Annotated in this window: 19 protein-coding genes; 4 read left to right on the top strand and 15 right to left on the bottom strand. The window is 34.0% G+C overall.

Going from position 1 to position 17,766, the window contains the following annotated elements; translation table 11 throughout:
* Positions 1-177: 177 nt before the first annotated feature.
* From BLS22_RS05205 to BLS22_RS05170, 8 genes are all read right to left on the bottom strand, one after another.
* Entirely contained in the window at positions 178-1,080 is a 903-nt protein-coding gene (locus BLS22_RS05205; RefSeq protein WP_090551311.1) for an ROK family protein, read from the bottom strand.
* Between the two features lie 333 nt (positions 1,081-1,413).
* Positions 1,414-2,688 carry a TRAP transporter large permease gene (locus BLS22_RS05200; RefSeq protein WP_090551308.1) on the bottom strand — a complete coding sequence of 425 codons (1,275 nt, stop codon included), beginning with the start codon at positions 2,686-2,688 and terminating at the stop codon, positions 1,414-1,416.
* An 11-nt stretch (positions 2,689-2,699) separates the two neighbouring features.
* Positions 2,700-3,158, bottom strand: coding sequence for a TRAP transporter small permease (locus BLS22_RS05195; RefSeq protein ID WP_090551305.1), 459 nt, complete (start codon positions 3,156-3,158; stop codon positions 2,700-2,702).
* Between the two features lie 24 nt (positions 3,159-3,182).
* A complete protein-coding gene (locus BLS22_RS05190) occupies positions 3,183-4,220 on the bottom strand; it encodes a sialic acid TRAP transporter substrate-binding protein SiaP (RefSeq protein ID WP_090551299.1) in 1,038 nt (345 codons plus the stop codon).
* A gap of 76 nt (positions 4,221-4,296) precedes the next feature.
* The gene (locus tag BLS22_RS05185) at positions 4,297-4,968 is read right to left on the bottom strand and encodes an N-acetylmannosamine-6-phosphate 2-epimerase (RefSeq protein ID WP_090551295.1); all 672 of its coding nucleotides are present in this window, start codon (positions 4,966-4,968) and stop codon (positions 4,297-4,299) included.
* A 57-nt stretch (positions 4,969-5,025) separates the two neighbouring features.
* Positions 5,026-5,889: an N-acetylneuraminate lyase gene (locus BLS22_RS05180; protein ID WP_208974663.1), complete on the bottom strand. Its 864-nt coding sequence runs from the start codon at positions 5,887-5,889 to the stop codon at positions 5,026-5,028.
* 177 nt (positions 5,890-6,066) lie between these two features.
* On the bottom strand, positions 6,067-6,270 hold the full coding sequence (locus BLS22_RS05175) for a DUF3006 domain-containing protein (protein ID WP_090551290.1): 204 nt from the start codon (positions 6,268-6,270) through the stop codon (positions 6,067-6,069).
* Positions 6,267-7,484 carry an MBL fold metallo-hydrolase gene (locus BLS22_RS05170; RefSeq protein WP_176762058.1) on the bottom strand — a complete coding sequence of 406 codons (1,218 nt, stop codon included), beginning with the start codon at positions 7,482-7,484 and terminating at the stop codon, positions 6,267-6,269. The genes BLS22_RS05175 and BLS22_RS05170 overlap by 4 nt, the downstream gene beginning before the upstream one ends.
* 302 nt (positions 7,485-7,786) lie before the next feature.
* On the opposite strand from BLS22_RS05170, the gene cooS reads away from it, so the two are divergent.
* Positions 7,787-9,916 (top strand): anaerobic carbon-monoxide dehydrogenase catalytic subunit, encoded by a 2,130-nt coding sequence (cooS, locus tag BLS22_RS05165; protein WP_090551287.1) that lies wholly within the window; start codon positions 7,787-7,789, stop codon positions 9,914-9,916.
* Positions 9,917-10,000: 84 nt separating this feature from the next.
* Here the strand turns inward: cooS and BLS22_RS05160 are convergent, their stop codons facing one another.
* A complete protein-coding gene (locus BLS22_RS05160) occupies positions 10,001-10,450 on the bottom strand; it encodes a hypothetical protein (RefSeq protein WP_090551283.1) in 450 nt (149 codons plus the stop codon).
* A 153-nt stretch (positions 10,451-10,603) separates the two neighbouring features.
* Between BLS22_RS05160 and BLS22_RS05155 the strand changes: the two genes are divergently transcribed.
* Positions 10,604-11,524 (top strand): cation diffusion facilitator family transporter, encoded by a 921-nt coding sequence (locus tag BLS22_RS05155; protein WP_090551280.1) that lies wholly within the window; start codon positions 10,604-10,606, stop codon positions 11,522-11,524.
* A gap of 67 nt (positions 11,525-11,591) precedes the next feature.
* Positions 11,592-12,506, top strand: a complete 915-nt coding sequence (locus tag BLS22_RS05150; RefSeq protein WP_090551277.1) for a selenium metabolism-associated LysR family transcriptional regulator — start codon at positions 11,592-11,594, stop codon at positions 12,504-12,506.
* Between the two features lie 173 nt (positions 12,507-12,679).
* Here the strand turns inward: BLS22_RS05150 and BLS22_RS05145 are convergent, their stop codons facing one another.
* From BLS22_RS05145 to BLS22_RS05120, 6 genes are all read right to left on the bottom strand, one after another.
* Entirely contained in the window at positions 12,680-13,504 is an 825-nt protein-coding gene (locus BLS22_RS05145) for a DegV family protein (protein WP_090551273.1), read from the bottom strand.
* 46 nt (positions 13,505-13,550) lie between these two features.
* The gene (locus BLS22_RS05140) at positions 13,551-14,195 is read right to left on the bottom strand and encodes a response regulator (RefSeq protein ID WP_090551269.1); all 645 of its coding nucleotides are present in this window, start codon (positions 14,193-14,195) and stop codon (positions 13,551-13,553) included.
* Between the two features lie 24 nt (positions 14,196-14,219).
* On the bottom strand, positions 14,220-15,356 hold the full coding sequence (locus tag BLS22_RS05135; protein WP_090551265.1) for a sensor histidine kinase: 1,137 nt from the start codon (positions 15,354-15,356) through the stop codon (positions 14,220-14,222).
* Between the two features lie 172 nt (positions 15,357-15,528).
* On the bottom strand, positions 15,529-16,002 hold the full coding sequence (locus BLS22_RS05130) for a hypothetical protein (RefSeq protein WP_090551261.1): 474 nt from the start codon (positions 16,000-16,002) through the stop codon (positions 15,529-15,531).
* A 172-nt stretch (positions 16,003-16,174) separates the two neighbouring features.
* Positions 16,175-16,345 carry a DUF896 domain-containing protein gene (locus BLS22_RS05125; protein WP_090551257.1) on the bottom strand — a complete coding sequence of 57 codons (171 nt, stop codon included), beginning with the start codon at positions 16,343-16,345 and terminating at the stop codon, positions 16,175-16,177.
* A gap of 57 nt (positions 16,346-16,402) precedes the next feature.
* On the bottom strand, positions 16,403-17,254 hold the full coding sequence (locus BLS22_RS05120) for a hypothetical protein (RefSeq protein WP_090551254.1): 852 nt from the start codon (positions 17,252-17,254) through the stop codon (positions 16,403-16,405).
* Between the two features lie 186 nt (positions 17,255-17,440).
* Here BLS22_RS05120 and BLS22_RS05115 point away from each other — a divergent pair, with 186 nt between their 5' ends.
* Positions 17,441-17,725, top strand: a complete 285-nt coding sequence (locus tag BLS22_RS05115) for a hypothetical protein (protein WP_090551250.1) — start codon at positions 17,441-17,443, stop codon at positions 17,723-17,725.
* Positions 17,726-17,766: the final 41 nt, after the last annotated feature.

The raw sequence follows: 17,766 nt of genomic DNA, 5'->3' as shown, positions 1-17,766 counted from the left end.
CATATAGTATATACTTATAAAATAATCAATTTTACTGTATATAAGCTGTTACTAAACCTAAAACCACTTTTAAATTTTCTTTTGTTAATTTTATTATAGCTACCACACTAATTCTGCTGATTTTCTCATGGATATCTATACATTTTTTTAAAAAACAATTTCTTTATCTTATCTTCTCTAGTTCATTTGATTTATGAAATAATAGGCTGCCCCCAATAAATTAGCTTCATTTCCCTTTACAGCCATTTTTATCGAGAGTTTTTCTTTAAAGGGAGGCATAATGATTTTTTTTAACTGCCACTGAATCTTTTCTAATAGGAAATTTCCTTGTTCTGAAATTCCCCCACCGATTATGATGAGGCCTGGATTAAATATATGAACAATTGATTGCAAGCCTAATGCCATATCCTGCACCCAACCATCGATCATTTCGTTGGCACTTATATTGCCCTCCTTAGCTAATCGGAAAACATCAAAAGTGTCCACTTCTTCCCCATATACCTTTTTGATTTTATTTGCTAGTGCTTTACTAGAAGCGTACATTTCATAACATCCTTTATTGCCACAGGGACATCTGAGGCCATCGGGATAGAGATTCATGTGGCCAAACTCTCCTGCTGAAAAATAAGCACCACTATATATTTTTCCATCTATTACAATAGCTCCCCCAATTCCTGTTCCTAAGGTTAGTGCTATAAATTCTTCTGCATTTTTCCCAGCTCCCTGCCAATATTCCCCTAAGGCTGTACAGTTTACGTCGTTTTCAACAGTAACTGGTAATCCTAATTGCTGTTCTAATATTTCTTTAATAGGTGTCCCTGTATAGTTGGGTATTGTATTAGTTGCAAAAATCACCTTTCCCTCTTTGTTATCTATTTGTCCAGCGGAACTAATGGCAATACCATCTATATCATAGTGATTTTTTAACTCCTTGGTTTTCTCTATTATTTTATTGATAATAGCTCCCCCACCATATCGGGCCTCTGTATCCATCTGAGATTTTATAATAACTTCCCCTAGTTGAGTAACTATCCCATACTTAATTGTCGTTCCTCCTATGTCAAATGTACATAATATCATTTCAACATCTCCAGTCTACCCAGTAAAATTTTATTTAAATATAAAGTAAATTTCTATATGCTTCTATAAATTGTTTTAAAACTCCTTTATTTACACCTCTGTTAATGATAAATGTTTATATTTTAAAAAAATATGGAAACGCTAGGGTCCAGTCATCCTTCACTGCCTTCAGGATAACAAACCTCTACCACTTATATTAAAATTACAATTCAGTCTAAAAGCAACAATGAAATTTAACATAGCCTTGTTTATAGCTACTATTCTTAAATAGGATGATAAAGATCTTAAAAAAGATCTTTATCATCCTATTTTAAATAACAAAATCTATAGGTTTTACAATAAGTTTGGTAAAAATAATACAATTTGTGGAAACAATGTTAATATAATTATGGTGATAATTAGTGGTATTAAGAAGGGAACAACACCCTTTGTAATAGTGTGTACTGGAATCTTTCCTACACGGGATACTACAAAGAGGGCCATCCCCATCGGGGGAGTTAAAATACCAACCATAAGATTTAAAATAACTAGAATTCCAAAGAACACAGGATCAACACCAGCACTTATTACTACCGGCACTAAAATAGGTACTACTAAAATTAATAAAGCTAAAGCTTCGATAAATGTGCCTAAAAATAAAAGTAATGCATTAATCATAAGTAATAGCACAATTCTATTATTTGATACCGACAAGAAAAATCCAGCAATTTTGATGGCTACTTGTTCTCTAGCAATGACTTGCCCAAAAAATTCAACCCCCATAATCATTAAGACAGTAACCCCTGCAATCTTCATGGCATCAACGATATCAGCAAATAATTTTTTAAAGGTTAACTCTTTATATACAAAAAATCCTAATATAATAGCATAGCAAGTAGCAATAACAGAGGCCTCTGTTGGTGTAAAAAGCCCTGAAAAGATTCCACCAATAATAATAATTGGTGTTAATAATGCCCAAAATGCTTCTTTAAAGGCTTGAAGTCGTTCCCTAAAGGTGGCCTTAGGTGCTTTTTTATAGCCTCGTTTTTTTGCAATAATATAGGCCATTACCATCAGTAGCGTTGCTGTCAAAATTCCTGGTATAAAACCTGCTAAAAATAACCTTGCTATCGATTGATTTGAGATAATCCCATAGATAACTAAAGGAATACTGGGGGGAACCAGTGGTCCTATGATACAGGATGCTGCTGTCAATCCCCCACTATAGTCATCATCATATCCTTCATCCCTCATAGATTTTATTTCAAGCTGGCCAAGTCCTCCTGCATCAGCTAAAGCTGACCCAGACATCCCCGAAAACAGTAGACTGGCTAATACATTAACGTGGCCCATGCCCCCAGTATAGTGTCCCACCATTGATTTTGCGAACTTAAAAATTCGATCGGTAATTCCCGATGAATTCATTAGAATACCAGTTAATGTAAAGAAGGGGACTGCTAGCAATGCAAAACTATCAATTCCATCTACTAGTTTAGCCCCTGCAAAGTATATGATATTCCAGTCTAAGCTGGCAAAATAAATTATTCCCGAGAGAATCAATGAGAACCCAACTGGAAACCCTACCAATAGTAACACAAACCACGCTGCAAATATGAATAATATGTTCACAGCTTCTCACCTCATGATTTTCTAATGAATTCATTAAAATTTCTTTCAAGCAAACGGTATATCATTAATAAAGTAGTAATTGGTAGTGCAATATACATATACATATAGGATATCTTTAGGGATACAATCGTTACGGGTATTTTTCTAATTGTCATTCTAACACCTATTATAAATAGAACAACTAAAATCCCTAAAATTGCCAGCTGAAATACTATTTGCATCACCCTTTGTATTTTAGGAGGAAATTTTTCAAGTAAGAATGTGATGGCGACGTGCTGGCCATCCTTAATGCCAGCACTCACCCCTAAAAATCCTATATATACAAATAGAAATCTTGCCAATTCTTCCGACCACTTGATGGGCTGGTCAAAAACTTGACGTGCTATTATTTGTGCCACCAATACAATAAACATAACAATAAATAGTGTTCCACCTACGTATTCTTCAAAATTTTTCAAAAATCTTCTCATCTTCTCACATCCATGCTTTACATATTATCGAACACTTTCAATAGCGTCCAACACTTTTTGTGCTTCATCTCCAATATCATCGATATATCTTTGATAGGATTTTGCAACTGCCTCTTTAAACGGTGCTAAATCAGGCTTAGTAACAGTTACCCCTTCTCCTTCAAAGTATTCAATTAATTCCTTTTCCTCATTTACAAACAAACTAGTATGGTAAACTGCGGCTTCTACAGTAGCATCCTTTAATATAGCTTGCAGATCATTAGGAAGTTTATTCCATGTATGCTCACTTACGATGTAGTTAACATCATTAATTGTATGGTTGGTTATAGCAAGATAGTCCTGTACTTCATAGAACTTAACTGCTTTAATTGTAGACAATGGATTCTCTTGGGCATCAACAGCATTTGTCTGTAAAGCAAGGTAAACTTCGGTAAATGCCATTGGTGTAGGCGTTGCCCCAACAAACTCAGCATATTCTAATAACGGTTGATGATTTGGTACCCTAATCTTTAATCCCTTCATATCATCTATACTATTAATAGCTCTATTACTACTGGTTTGTCGTGTTCCATTGTATCCAGTTCCTATAACTCTCCAATTATGTTTATTGATTAATTCCTCATGTAGTTCCTTACCAAAATCTGTTTCATAAATAACTCTTTGTAAATGTTCAAAGCTATCGACGATATAGGATGCCCCTAATATTTCTGCTCTTGGTACCCAAATACCAAAACGTCCTGTTTCTGCTAATGTTAAATCTAAAGCACCACCTTCAAGCTGCTCTAACATAGCACGATCATCACCAAGCTGAGACTCAGGAAAAATTTCAATTGTTAATCTACCATCACTTTTTTCCTTCACTTCTTCTACTAGCTTTTGAACAGCTTTATACTCATTTGATTGAGTCCCAGCAACCATACCAAACTTCAATACATAACTCTCTCCTACTTCCACTTCACCACTATCTACATCAACTGCTTCTTGGCTAGTATTCGTACCACAGCCTACCAATGATAATACTACCATTAAACATAATAATAAAATCCCTAACCTTTTTTTCATCTTCATTATCCTCCCTTTAATTTTCTATTTACTTGATTGTAGTGGACTACAATCAAAAAACATTTTGGATTTGTAACTACTTTAGTTGTTCTACAAATTTTTGGGTAATACAGGTGGGTCTTGTAATTGCACTTCCTACAACAACAGCATAGGCACCGATTTCTATAGCCTTTTTTGCCTTCTCAGGTGTATCAAAATTTCCCTCTGCTATGACTGGTATGTTGATCCTTCTGATAATCTCCTCTAGAACTTCAAGGGAATTATCCTCAACTGTGTAATTGGTATAACCTACCAAGGTTGTTCCAACAAAGTCTACACCACACTTTTCTGCCATGATAGCTTCCTCTACTGTTGATATATCCGCCATTAAGACTTGATCTGGATAGGTTTGTTTTACCTTTTCTATAAAGGCCTTCACAGATTCTCCATTGGGTCTTACTCGATCGGTGGCATCAAAGGCAATAATATCTACATTCTCCCCATAGAGGATTTCAACTTCCTTCATTGTGGGGGTAATTTTAATATCACTATTGGGATACTGTTTTTTTATAATTCCAATAATCGGTAAATTTACTTCCTTCTTAATAGCTTTAATATCCTCAACGCCATTTGCTCTTATTCCTGCAGCCCCTCCCATATAAGCAGCTAATGCCATCTTAGACATAATAAATGAACTATGTAATGCCTCATCCTCTAAAGCTTGACATGAAACAATTAATTTTCCTTCTATACTACTTAATTTATCCATAACTATTCTCCTATGCTTATCTTTCTTACTATCTAATCCTATATTTAACCATGCTATCTATATGAGCTCCATAATCTTTTTGACTTCTTCTTTACCTTCCCCACTTAATTCAGAAAAAGGAAACTTCATATGTCCCCCATCAATTCCCTTAAGCTTTAGAATCTCTTTAATACTTTGGTAAACACCATGCTGAATCATCACTTCGATAACTTGGTTCATGTTACTTTGAATTTCCATAGCTTCCTTAATTTTTTCTTCCTGAACCAAATTATATATAGCTACTGCCTTATCTCCCATTACATTATAGGTGCTCCCTATGGCACCATCAGCATTAAAGACACATCCCGCCAGCATAATTTCGTCAAAACCAAATAAAAATGTTTTTTCAGGATAAAGTCTTTTAAGTCTTTCCAACTTTACAAAATCCGAATCGGTAAATTTAACACCGATGACATTAGGTAGGTTTAGTATTTGATCAAACTCCCCTAAACTGAAGTTTACCCCTGTCAAAACAGGAATAGAATAAATAATCATTTTATTTCCTGTTGCTTCAATCAGCTGTAAGTAATAATTTTTTATTTCATTAAAAGAAAATTTATAGTAATAGGGTGTTACCGATGATAAAGCATCATATCCTAAGTCTGTTGCATATTTTCCAAGTTCTATAGCCTCTTCTATGTTCAAAGAGCCTATTTGAGCAATTAGCTTTACTTGAGTACCAACCTCTTCCTTTACAATGGAAAAAATTTCTTTCTTAGTTTCCTTTGATAAAAGAAAGTTCTCCCCTGTAGAACCTCCAACATATAATCCATGGACCCCCATTTTATCAATATTATGTCGAACTACCTGCCGTAGACCCTTTTCATTGATCTTGCCATCCCCATGAAATGGTGTAATAAGTGCGGTAAAAATACCCTTCATCATAATCCCCCTTTTTTAGAGTAATTTTTCATTTTTAAATTTTAAAATGTAGTATATCTCCATTATAGCTTTTTGTTTTAACCTTAGCAATATCATTTTTAAATATTATGAATTTTATATTGATTTAATTTCCTAAGGGGGTTTTTTGCTAAAAAAAAATAGACCCCCACTTCAGGTCTACTCATCCTCCCATAAATCCTTCATAAGTTGTTCAATTCTTTTTTTCCTTGATTCTGTCTCTTCCATATCAACCTTAATTTCTATAACGTCTCCCTCTGTTGCATTTTGGGGAACCAGTGCTATTGGCATATCTACAATGCTTTTATCTTCAAGCTCTACAACTGCATAATCTCCTTCAAATCTGTCAATAATTATTTTCACTTTTCTCCTCCTTCCTCAACAAAGGCTTTACCTTCTTCAATAATGTCTCTTAATCTACTGTCTCCAATTCCTTTTACTTTTGTTAGTTCGTCAATGGTTTTAAAGGGTCTTAAGTTTATAATTTGTTCTGCATATTCATGGCCAATATGTATAATATGTTGTAATTCCTCTAAGCTCGCTGTATTAATATCGATTTTCTCTGTAGGTATAGACTTAGGAACTGCAACTGATGAGTCAGTTTGGTTAGTATTAGGTGTTGGATTAGGATTTGGGTTTGGATTTGACCAACCTTTTTTCTCAAGATGGATATTATAGGACTGTCCATCTGTAGTTATAAGGATATGTCCATGAATATCTGTTCTATAAATATCTACACCAGCCCTACTTAACCTTGCCACAGCTTCATCATGGGGGTGGCCGTACCTATTGTTAGTGCCCACTGATATTATTCCATACTTGGGATTCACTTCATTTAAAAAGGGTTGTATGGTGGATGACCTACTGCCGTGGTGACTTACTCTTAATACATCAGCTTTAAGATCATGGCCCTTTGCCAGCATTTCTTTTTCTGAGGATTCTTCAGCATCACCAGTAATGATAAAAGAACTGTCCTCATATACAACCTTTAGTACTGTAGAATAATCATTAAGACTTTCATACTTTTCACTATTTGGTGCCATCATCACTGCCTCTATAGATGAATCAATATCAAGAGTAACTCCCGCCTTTGCTGTTTTAATCTTCAAGCCTTTGTTTTGTATGGCAAGTAGTAAATCCTCATATGTTTTTGTAGTATGGGGTACCTTAGGCATATATACCTCACCAATATTAAAGCTATTGATTACATGAGGTATTCCTCCTATGTGGTCAGCATGGGGATGGGTGGCTATTAAAACATCAATAGTATAGATACTTTGGGTTTTAATATATTCAACCACGCTAGTTCCTTTGTCTCTATCCCCCGCATCGATTAATATGGTTTTGTTATTAGGTGTCTGAATTAGGGTTGCATCTCCTTGACCTACATCAATGAAATGTACTTTCATTTCTCCCTTAATAGATGATGAAGGTTTAACTACTCCTTGATTTTCCTGACCTTCTACCCCATTGTACAGAAGATTTTCTCCAATATCTTCCGAAGAACATCCCATTAATAATGCTGTAACTAACATAACCGTTATTACAAAAAATAAAAGCTTATTTTGTTTGAACATTAAGATTGCCTCCTTAGCTGTATTATATAATTAGTCTATTTAGCAACCCTATAATTATACCATAAATAACCTTCTGTTGTTTCCTGTTTTGATTAGCATTTGAGGAAATAAATCTTTTCTATGTATTTGTCACCATAGCCCTTTCCTCCCCCTTTCTATTATGTTGTATATTTAAAGGGTTTATTTCACTAGATTTCTTTAACTGTTGTTCCAGTCAAAGGATAATAACAATTTGGTATATTTATGGTTTTCTTAAGAGACAATATTACAGATAATAGATAATTTTAAAAGGAGGTTTTAATGTGTCGGATAAGGATATAAAAAAGTCCTATGAGGGTAGTGCAGAAAGAATGAGGGGTGATGAAAAAACCTTTGCGGCGGATTTAACCGACAAGGATTTTAACGATCCCTCATTACATGAAAATCTCCATGATCTGAAGGTAGACTACGGCAGGATTGAAAAGTCCCCTTCCATGGAGGAAGTCCATAAATGGCAAAGACAGCACATCAAAAAAGATGATCAATCTAAGGAAGGCTATCCTTTAAATGTTATTATTGATCCAACCATGCGGGAGATGTACCAGGTGGTACATAATGCCGGGATGACCAATGTGTTTGACCGTTTTAGCCAACAACAGCCTACCCAATGTAAGTTTTGTATTGAAGGACTATCCTGTCAGCTTTGTGCCAATGGCCCCTGTAGAATCAGCAAAAAAGCTCCTAGAGGAGTTTGTGGGGTTGACGCCCATACCATGGTTGCAAGAAACTTTATGTATCGCCATGTTACTATCGGTACTTCTGCAAATATATTTCATTGTCATCAGGCGGCAAGGACCTTAAAGGCGGCAGGACAAAATCCTGGAAGCGGTCTAAAGATTCGAGATCCTGAAAAACTAAAGAAATATGCAGATATGGCAGGCTTAGATGCTAATAAATCCATTGAAGACTTAGCAGTAGAATTTGCTGATTGGGTTATGCAGGATATCCACGCACCCCATCACGTAGAATCTAAAACCGTAGAAGCCTTTGCCCCCACCAAGAGAAAAGAACTTTGGAGACAACTAGGATTATTCCCAGGTGGTGGCTATAGTGAGGTGGCCTATGCCCAAACCCAATGTATGACAAACTTTACTTCTGATCCAGTAGAATTTCTACTAAGGGGTGTTCGTCTAGGTATTGCCAATGAATATCAAGGATTATTTATGCTGGACATTATTCAAGAAATATTAATGGGAACCCAAGAAATTGCTATGAAGCAGCAAAATATGGGTCTGCTAAAGGAGAACAAAATCAATATCATCACCAATGGTCATATGCCGTTATTAGCCCATGTAGCCATTGATTTAGCTTCAACTGATCAGTGGCAACAGAAGGCTAAGGCAGTTGGAGCTGAGGGGATACAAATTCTTGGTCATGTTTGTGAAGGACAACAGCTCATCAATTATGAAGGTACCCATAATCAAAAAGGCTATGGAGGCCAAGAGGGAGAATGGCTTTCTCAAGAGTATCTACTGGCTACTGGTGTGGTGGATCTCTTCATGTTTGACTATAACTGTACAGTACCTACTATGCCTATCTTCGCTAAGAAGTTCGGTACAAAACTATTAAGTACCCATCCTGTTATTAAGCTACAGGGTACTGAAACCCTTGATTTTATTCCCGAAAAAATGAAGGAGCAGGCAGAAAAAGCCTTGGATATGGCAATAGATGCCTTCAAAACCCGTAAGGCTGAAAATAGAGAAACCTATATACCACCTCATGTTTCAGATTGTATGGTGGGCTTTAGTACTGAGTCTGTGAAAAAAGCCTTAGGTGGTAGCTTCAAACCTTTAATTGAACAAATAGCCAATGGTAATATTCGTGGTATTGCAACGATTGTTGGTTGTACCACTGCAAGATACGGTCAGGGTGGAAGCAATATCTTCAAGATTACCAAGGGATTAATCGAAAACAATATCCTCGTTCTATCAGGAGGCTGTACTTCCTCTGTTATGGAATATACAGGACTTACTAATCCAAAGGCCGCCGAAGAATGTGGGGAGGGTCTAAAAGCAGTATGTCAACAGCTGGGAATACCACCGGTTTTAACCTATGGTGCTTGTGTAGATATTGGTAAGATGACCCACACAGCCAAGGAATTGGCCGATGCTTTAGATGTTGATACAAATAAGCTCCCTCTAGTTATTGGGGCACCCGAATACCTAGAACAAAAGGCGGTGGCTGATGCTTGTACTGCGGTGGCATTGGGCTGGCTAGTTCACGTTGCACCAGTTCCTTCCATTACCGGTAGTGATGTTGTTGTGAAAACCTTAACTGAAACTACAGAAACCTTAGGACTTGGTAAAGTAGTGGTAGAAATGGATGCAGAAAAAACCATACAAATTTATGTTGATCACATTGAGAAGAAACGAAAAGAACTGGGATTAAGCTGAAAAAGATTAACAATAACAATATAGAATAATTAAAGATTATCCAGCAAAGACCAATTTATTTAAGTTTGTCTCTGCTGGATTTTATTATACTAAATAGATATTTTGTGGAATGACTTTTAATAGCTTGTACAAGCCTTCTTCAATGATTAGGTTTATTTCTTCTTCTATTAAATATTTATTTTTTTTATCCTTAAAATTTTTATCAAAGGTTTCAAGAACTTTTATTAGGGTATTCCTAAACATATACTTATTTTCTTTATTACTTAATACCAGTCCCTGGGGAAAATAATCGGATATTTCACTATTATTAATAAAACTAGTAACGATAAAGGTAATAATAGGTAACCTAAAATAATCTACATTTGTGGAATCTATTTTATAATCCTCGCACATTTGAATGAAGGCTTCATCAAAATCTATTAAAATATTGTCTAGTTTATAATCTAAATTTTCATTAAAAAATTGGTATATATTAATAATTAATTGTCTTTGCTTCGTAGCCTTATAGTCATTTAAGTTAATTATTTGTGCCATTACTTTGCCTCCTACTACTTTTTTATAAGGACTTATAGTATGAATGTTAAACAAAGTAGCTTCTTTTATATAAAAGTATTTGCATATAGTTAGGATTGTATTCAGATAATATGTATTGTAATGGCTATCACAACTCTGAAAGGAAGATGTTTTATGGAGGATAAGTTACGATATAAAGAAGCAAAAAAGGTATCTATCATTAGTATTATGATCAACATATTTTTGACTATAATTAAAGCTGTTGTGGGCTTTATAGCTGGAAGTACTGCGTTAGTGGCTGATGCCTTTCACTCTGCCTCTGATTTATTTGGCACTATCATTCTACTTCAGGGATTAAAGATTGCCCACAAACCCCCTGATGAATCCCATCCCTACGGTCATCATCGTGCTGAAACGATTACTTCAAAAATTTTGGCAATTATATTAATTGTTACGGCTTTAGGCATTGGCTATGAAGCTATTAAAATTTTGAGGCAAGCTTCAATTGCTGTACCGGATTCTATAGCTATCTATATCGCTCTTCTTTCCATCTTTTTAAAGGAGGGTTTATTTCGTTATACCTTTCGTATTGGTAAAAAAATTAATAGTTCTGCTGTGATTGCTGATGCATGGCATAACCGTACAGATGCTATGTCCTCCATTGCCGCCTTAATTGGCATAGGAGGAGCTCTTTACGGCTATCCTATCATGGACCCTCTGGCTGGCATATTTGTTTCAGCCCTTATATTGAAAACAGGAGTATCTATTTATAAACAAGCCATTCTTACCTTAATGGATACTGCTCCATCTAAGGAAGTACTACTTCAGATTCAAGAGGCTGCCTTTGAAGCTGAGGGTATTAAGGAAGTGCAGGACATTAAAGTAAGACAATATGGATCTAAGTTTATTGTAGATATGAAGGTATGTGTTAATCCTAATATTACTGTTGCAGAAGGTCATGGAGCTGCTGCAAGAGCAAAAGAGAACATTATGGATACTAACTTTGATATTCAAGATGTATTAATTCATGTTAATCCTTGTAAAAAACCGGAGGAAAAGAGCTGTCAACAGTGTGAAAAACGATATAGGCCTTAGGATTGAACTTCCCCTTCTCCTGTGTTACTATGGGATTATGAAATAAAGGAAAAAAGGGGGCGTGATTATGGATTTTAAACAATTAGAATCCTTTATAGCCATTGCTAGATTTAAAAGCTTTTCTAAGGCTGCAGATTATTTGTTTCTTACCCAACCCACCATCAGTAGTCATATTATCAATCTTGAAAAACAACTGAATACAACACTTATTAATAGAATCAACAAAAAAATTTCCCTTACAAAGGCTGGGGAAATTCTTTACGACTATGCAATTAATATCATTAATCTGAAAGAAAGTGCTAAGTTTAAACTAGGGGAATTTAAAGGAAAGATTATGGGCAATATTGAATTAGCCTGTAGTAGTATTCCCGAACAATATATTGTTCCAGATATCATTTATCAGTTTAATATCCTTTATCCTGATGTTACTTTTACTATGTCCCGTTATGATTCAAAACAAGTAGTTGAGGGAATCCTCCACGGAGAAGTAGACTTTGGTATAGTGGGAGTAGAACTCCCCCATAGTCAACTGAAATACATAGAGTTAACTCAAGATGAAATTGTATTGGTTACTCCCCATCATGAACCCTATAGCTCCCTTGAACCCGAGGTAGATATAAAAGCTATATTAGAAGAAAGGTTTATCATGAGGGAAAAGGGCTCTGGCACTAGATCCTTACTAGAAAACACTTTAAAGAAGTATGATAAAGGCATCAAGGACTTAAATATTATTGCTTACATAGAAAGTACCGAAGCCATTAAACAATGTATTCGAAAAGGTCTAGGTGTATCCTTTTTATCAAATAGAGCTGTTGAAGGTGAAGTTAATCATGGTCTGCTGAAGACCTTTAAAATCAAAGACTTAGAAATGAATCGAAACTTTTACTTAGTCTATCATAAATATCGTTCCCCATCTCCATTGGAAATGGCTTTTCATAAAATGGTTTTTGAATATTTCTCCATTGATTCCTCTAACAGCTGATATTTTTGTAAAAAGATTGCCTTCAGTTTATTGAACTGGAGGCAATCTTTTTATATTCTATATAAATTACTGACACCAAACCAAAGATGCACTCCATATAAGTGACCACCATCAAAGCTATAAATCAACTTACAGTTGTCTACTTATGGCTCATCTACCTTCAAGTTATCTACTTAGAAGCATACTAACAATCCACCAATTCCAGCATGGGTGCCAATAACTGGTCCCATAGTCGTCACCATAACTTCAGCTGGACTAAACTTTTTAATAATTTCTTCCTTTAATTTTAAAGCCTCCTCTAAACAGTCACAGTGGGTTATACCTACAATACGATCTTTGAAATTTACATTTCTTTCCTCCATCATTTCCAGAAGATTTCTCATTGCCTTTTTCTTTCCCCGAACAGTTTTAAGAATTCTTACATAGCCTTCTTCTACATGAACTATCGGCTTTAAGTTAAACAAATTGGCCACTACTTCCTTAGTTTTTGTTACCCTGCCACCCTTGACACAATTTTCTAGAGTTTCTAGGTAGACAATTACCTTCATTTCTTCTCTATATTCCTTTAGTTTATTTACAATTTTGTCTACACTCCATCCTTCCTTTGATAAATGACAAGCCTTTAACACCTGTAGTCCTAAACCTAGGGAACCATTTAAAGAGTCAAAGATTTCAATTTCCCCACCCACCATACTTTTCGCCATCATAGCACTATCACAGGTGCCACTTAGCTTAGAGGATAGATTAATACTAAGAATTTCCCCGTATTTTTCTAACCCCTGACGAAAGACATCTATAAAGCTTTGGGGGGAAGGCTGAGAAGTTTTGGGGATAATATCACTGGCTGTCATTTTCTGATAAAATTCTTGATGGGTCAAGTCAACCCCATCTACATAATTCATGCCATCAATTTCTATACTCAAGGGCACTACTAGAATATCATATTTTTTAATGATATCTTGTGGTAAATCACATGAACTATCAGTAATAATTTGCATTGAAACAACCTCCATTTTATTAAAATATGTAAAGCTAATTTATATTTTAAATCTTTTTTATGTTATGTTTATAGGCATATATAGCAGCCTGTGTTCTATCATTAACATTAATTTTTTTAAATATATTAGAGACATGATTCTTAACAGTTTTTTCGCTGATATAAAGGCTACAACCTATCTCTTTGTTGTTTAGACCTTCGGCTATTAAAGTCAATACCTCATATTCCCTTTTTGTTAGCTTCATATCATCATCTTCTTTTGTGCTCCTATTGTTAAATTCCTTTACTAAATCTGTTGCTATACTAGGGTGAATATATGAATTTCCACTGTAAACATCCCTTACAGCCTTAATTAAACTATCACTTTCAGCATCCTTTAATACATAACCATTAGCACCTAGATTAATGGTTTCAAAAAGATATTCTTTGTCTTCATAAAAGGTTAGCATAATTACCTTTATCGTGCTATCTATATCCTTCAATCTCCGCAATGTATGAATACCATTGAGCTTAGGCATATTAATATCTAAAAGAATCACATCCGGCTTTAAGGTTTGGGCTTTAACAATAGCTTCTTCTCCATCACCTACTTGACCTATTACCTCTAAATCCCCTTCTAATTCTAATATTTGCTTTAATCCCTGTCTTACTAAAGAGTGATCATCTACTAATAATATTTTTATTTTTTTCATTTTTATCCCCCTCATGAAATCTTATTAATCTTCTCTAGGTATGTTTACTGTAATTTTAGTGCCTTCGTTGATTTCACTTTTAATTTGCAAATCTCCATTTAACAAATCAACTCTTTCCTTCATATTTAACAATCCAAAACTATCATATTCCCCTTGTTGGAGCTTAGCCTTTTCCACGTCAAACCCTATACCATCATCTATAATATTAATACAAATATTTTTTGTGTTCATCTCTATACGGATTTTTACAGTATGAGCCCTAGCATGCTTTCTAACATTATTTAATGCTTCTTGAATAATACGGAAAATAGATAAACTTTTTACCGAGTCTTCTAAAGCCACCTGGGATAGTATAATAAAGTCAATAGAAATACTGGTTTCAGCCTGAAATTTTTCAATATATCGCTGAAGGGTAGGAACAAGGCCCACATCATCTAAGGACATTGGTCTTAGATTGTAGATGATTTTTCGAATATCTTTAATACTTTCCCTAATGCATTTCTTTAATTCTTGAATCTCTTCCTTACTTTTATCAATATCTACACCCATTAGTTTTTCACATACCTCAGCTTTTATAACTAAATTAGCTAAAGATTGGGCAGGTCCATCATGAATATCTCTTGCCACCCTTCTTCGTTCCTCTTCCTGAGCATGAATAATTTTCCTACCTAAAATATGTCTCTGTTTAATGTCCTCTAATGTATTATGAATATCCTGTAGATTGCCTCCTAAAAATTCTTGAACAATATCTATTTTAGATGTAAGATTTTCTGCCTTCTCCAATGTCTTTTCAGCACTTTTTAATCTCACCTCTATTTCTGTTCTTCTTTTAATAAATTCTTTTTCTTGTTGTCTTTTCGTAATTAATTGTATTTGCAGCATATTAGCTTTTTCATAGGCTTCTCGAATATCCTCTTCTTTATATTTTACAAAATCTCTACTTACTTTTAAAAGCTCTTTTCTACTATTTTTTTCTAATATTTCTAATTCATCTACTTTTTTAATCAATTGATGAACGTTATCCTTAATGCTTTCTAGCTGCATATTTAAATCTATACACTCTTTACGGATATTTTCACAAATATCCAACACTTCAGATTTACTTTCCTCAATAGAGATTAGAATTTTAGAAAAAACTTCATTCAATTTTGTTATGTCCAAATTTTTTCACCTCAGCATTTACCTTTTACACATATTTCTACATTAAACTATGAATTTCCTTTGTTTTTTATAAGATTATTGTAAATATTATATGGGAAAATGTCCCCATTTTAATAGCTGGCATAAAATAATTTTTCCATAAAAATAAGGAAGATTCCTCTTCCTATAATATCTACTTTAATTGGTAGTCGCTTAACATCCATTTGTTTTTTACCCATCTCAATTCCATCCTATATTCTATCTCCTCATATAAAATTTCTTCATAATCTTGGATTGTCCAAAGCACCTTAACGTTGTATTCACGTTTGTTACCATACTTCTTTATCTCTTTACAGGTTATAATTTTTACTTGTTCTATCATTTCATATGAAGCAGGATTTTGTAATAAATCAGTATAGATTTCTACATCAGTTGTTAATAAGGGTTCCATAATGTGTTCTTGGAGGTCTTCTATTACAGCTTCTATAGAAACATATTCTCCCCTCATAAAACCATTCCATATATCTATTCTTGTATCAAATATTTCTTGTAGATAATGTTCCATTTCCTCATCAAATACTTCTTCATTTTTATAAGAAGCAAATATAATATTTTCATGTCCTATTAATAGAAGAAGGACAAAAAATGTTGCTAGAATTTTTTTCATAATTTAACCCTCTTTCTTTTGTTTTCTATCATTATAAAAAAAGAGGGCTGAGAAATTTAGTTTATTTTGGTATTGAAACATAAAAACTTTTCAACATATAGCGTCATTTTTCTTTTTAATGACAAAGATATACAACATATTGTGGTTTTCTCCCTAGTGGTCTTTCTTTAGGTTAATCTACAATTTCTATGGCATCTAATTGCTTTCTAAAGGATTTTCTAAAAACCTCTAGATATTCTTTTCGTAAAGTTTGCTGTTCTAATTTTTCATCGGAAGTTAATTCCCTGCTTTTTGACAACTTAGCAAGTTGATTAATTCTTTCCATTTTTTCCTTTGTTAACATAATTAAACAACTCCTTAAAAATCTTCTGCTAATTAGTACTATATCATAAAATTCTTTCTATATAAAGTCTTTAGTAGCTTCATTTTTGTCGACTTCTTCACCTTTTTTTTCTTTATCCTCTTTTTCGTTCTTTATTTCTAAAGGATTAGATTGAGGGGTAGGGGCAACTTTAGTGTCATCATTATTCATGGTACTACTGACAGCCTTAGCAATTTGCATCATCTTCATAAGAGACTCTCTTTGCTGAGGCTCTACATAGGAAGCTATGATTTCCATAAGGTCATTTTCATTAAGGGTGCCCTTTTCATCTACAGATTTTATTAACTTAAACATGGTGGTAATCTTCTTTAAATCCTTTACCTTATCCTTTATTTCCCCCTCTATAATAGGCTCTACTAAATCAATAAGCTTTTCAATGTTTTCTAGGTTAATACCTTCCTTTGTTAGGTCATTTAATTCCCTCAACTTCTTCTCTACAGTTCTTGCTTTAATGTCTAAATCAATGGCTGTATGAATTAAATCCCTATGCTCCTCCTCCATATGTTTGCTTAAGTCTAGAAGCATATTTCTTTTTCTATCTTCTAAACTCAAGGAGGGATATTTTACTTCAGCACTATGTAGTCCAGGTGATTCCAAAAGAAGCTTTACCTTTCCAATAATCTGCAAAATAGTTTCTGCCCTATGGAGAACATATTGTTCTTCTGGATTCATATAACCTTTAATTCTATTAATTAACCTACATTTTTTTTCAATTTCTATGTCATCTACTTCTTTTAAATTTAAACTAAATCTACTGGGTGATTTCTTATTTGAAGTTAATAAAAACAATAAAAACATTATCCCAACAAGTTTTATATGTCCTTCATTAATAGAAATATTTATGTTCCCCTTCTTATTTATTGTATCCATCATTTACCTCCTTCATTAATATCTTCTAATAATTAATGTATATTCAACCATTATAAAATTATTAAAGGTTTCCATTTCTTTAAGGAAATTCTATAATTTTGTGGCAAAAATAATATTCTATGCATACTTTATATAGATAGTAAAATTACATCTATACTATATAAATTATTATCAGGAGGGAGAATAATGGATCCAAGAGAATTGAACGAATTACTAGAGGCTGCTAAACGAGGAGATTACTCCAAACTAGAAGAAGTTAAAAATATGGTTTCAGAAGAGGATTATCAGAAGGCTTTAGCTATTTTTAATGAGTATAGCAATAAATCAGAAGAGGAAATATTAAAGGAATTAGGTCGCCTAAAAAACATTGTACCTAATCAAAAACAAATTATCGATACTATGATACCTTTTTTAGACGAAGAACAAAAAGCTAAACTCGACAAAATATTAGAGATGCTAGATAATTATTAAAAAGAGTGGGGGGAATTACTATCCCTCCACTCTTTTTACAC

Origin of the sequence: Natronincola ferrireducens (assembly GCF_900100845.1) — a bacterium.
Classification (GTDB): Bacteria; Bacillota; Clostridia; order Peptostreptococcales; family Natronincolaceae; genus Natronincola_B; species Natronincola_B ferrireducens.
This window is presented reverse-complemented; position numbering and strand designations above follow the sequence as displayed.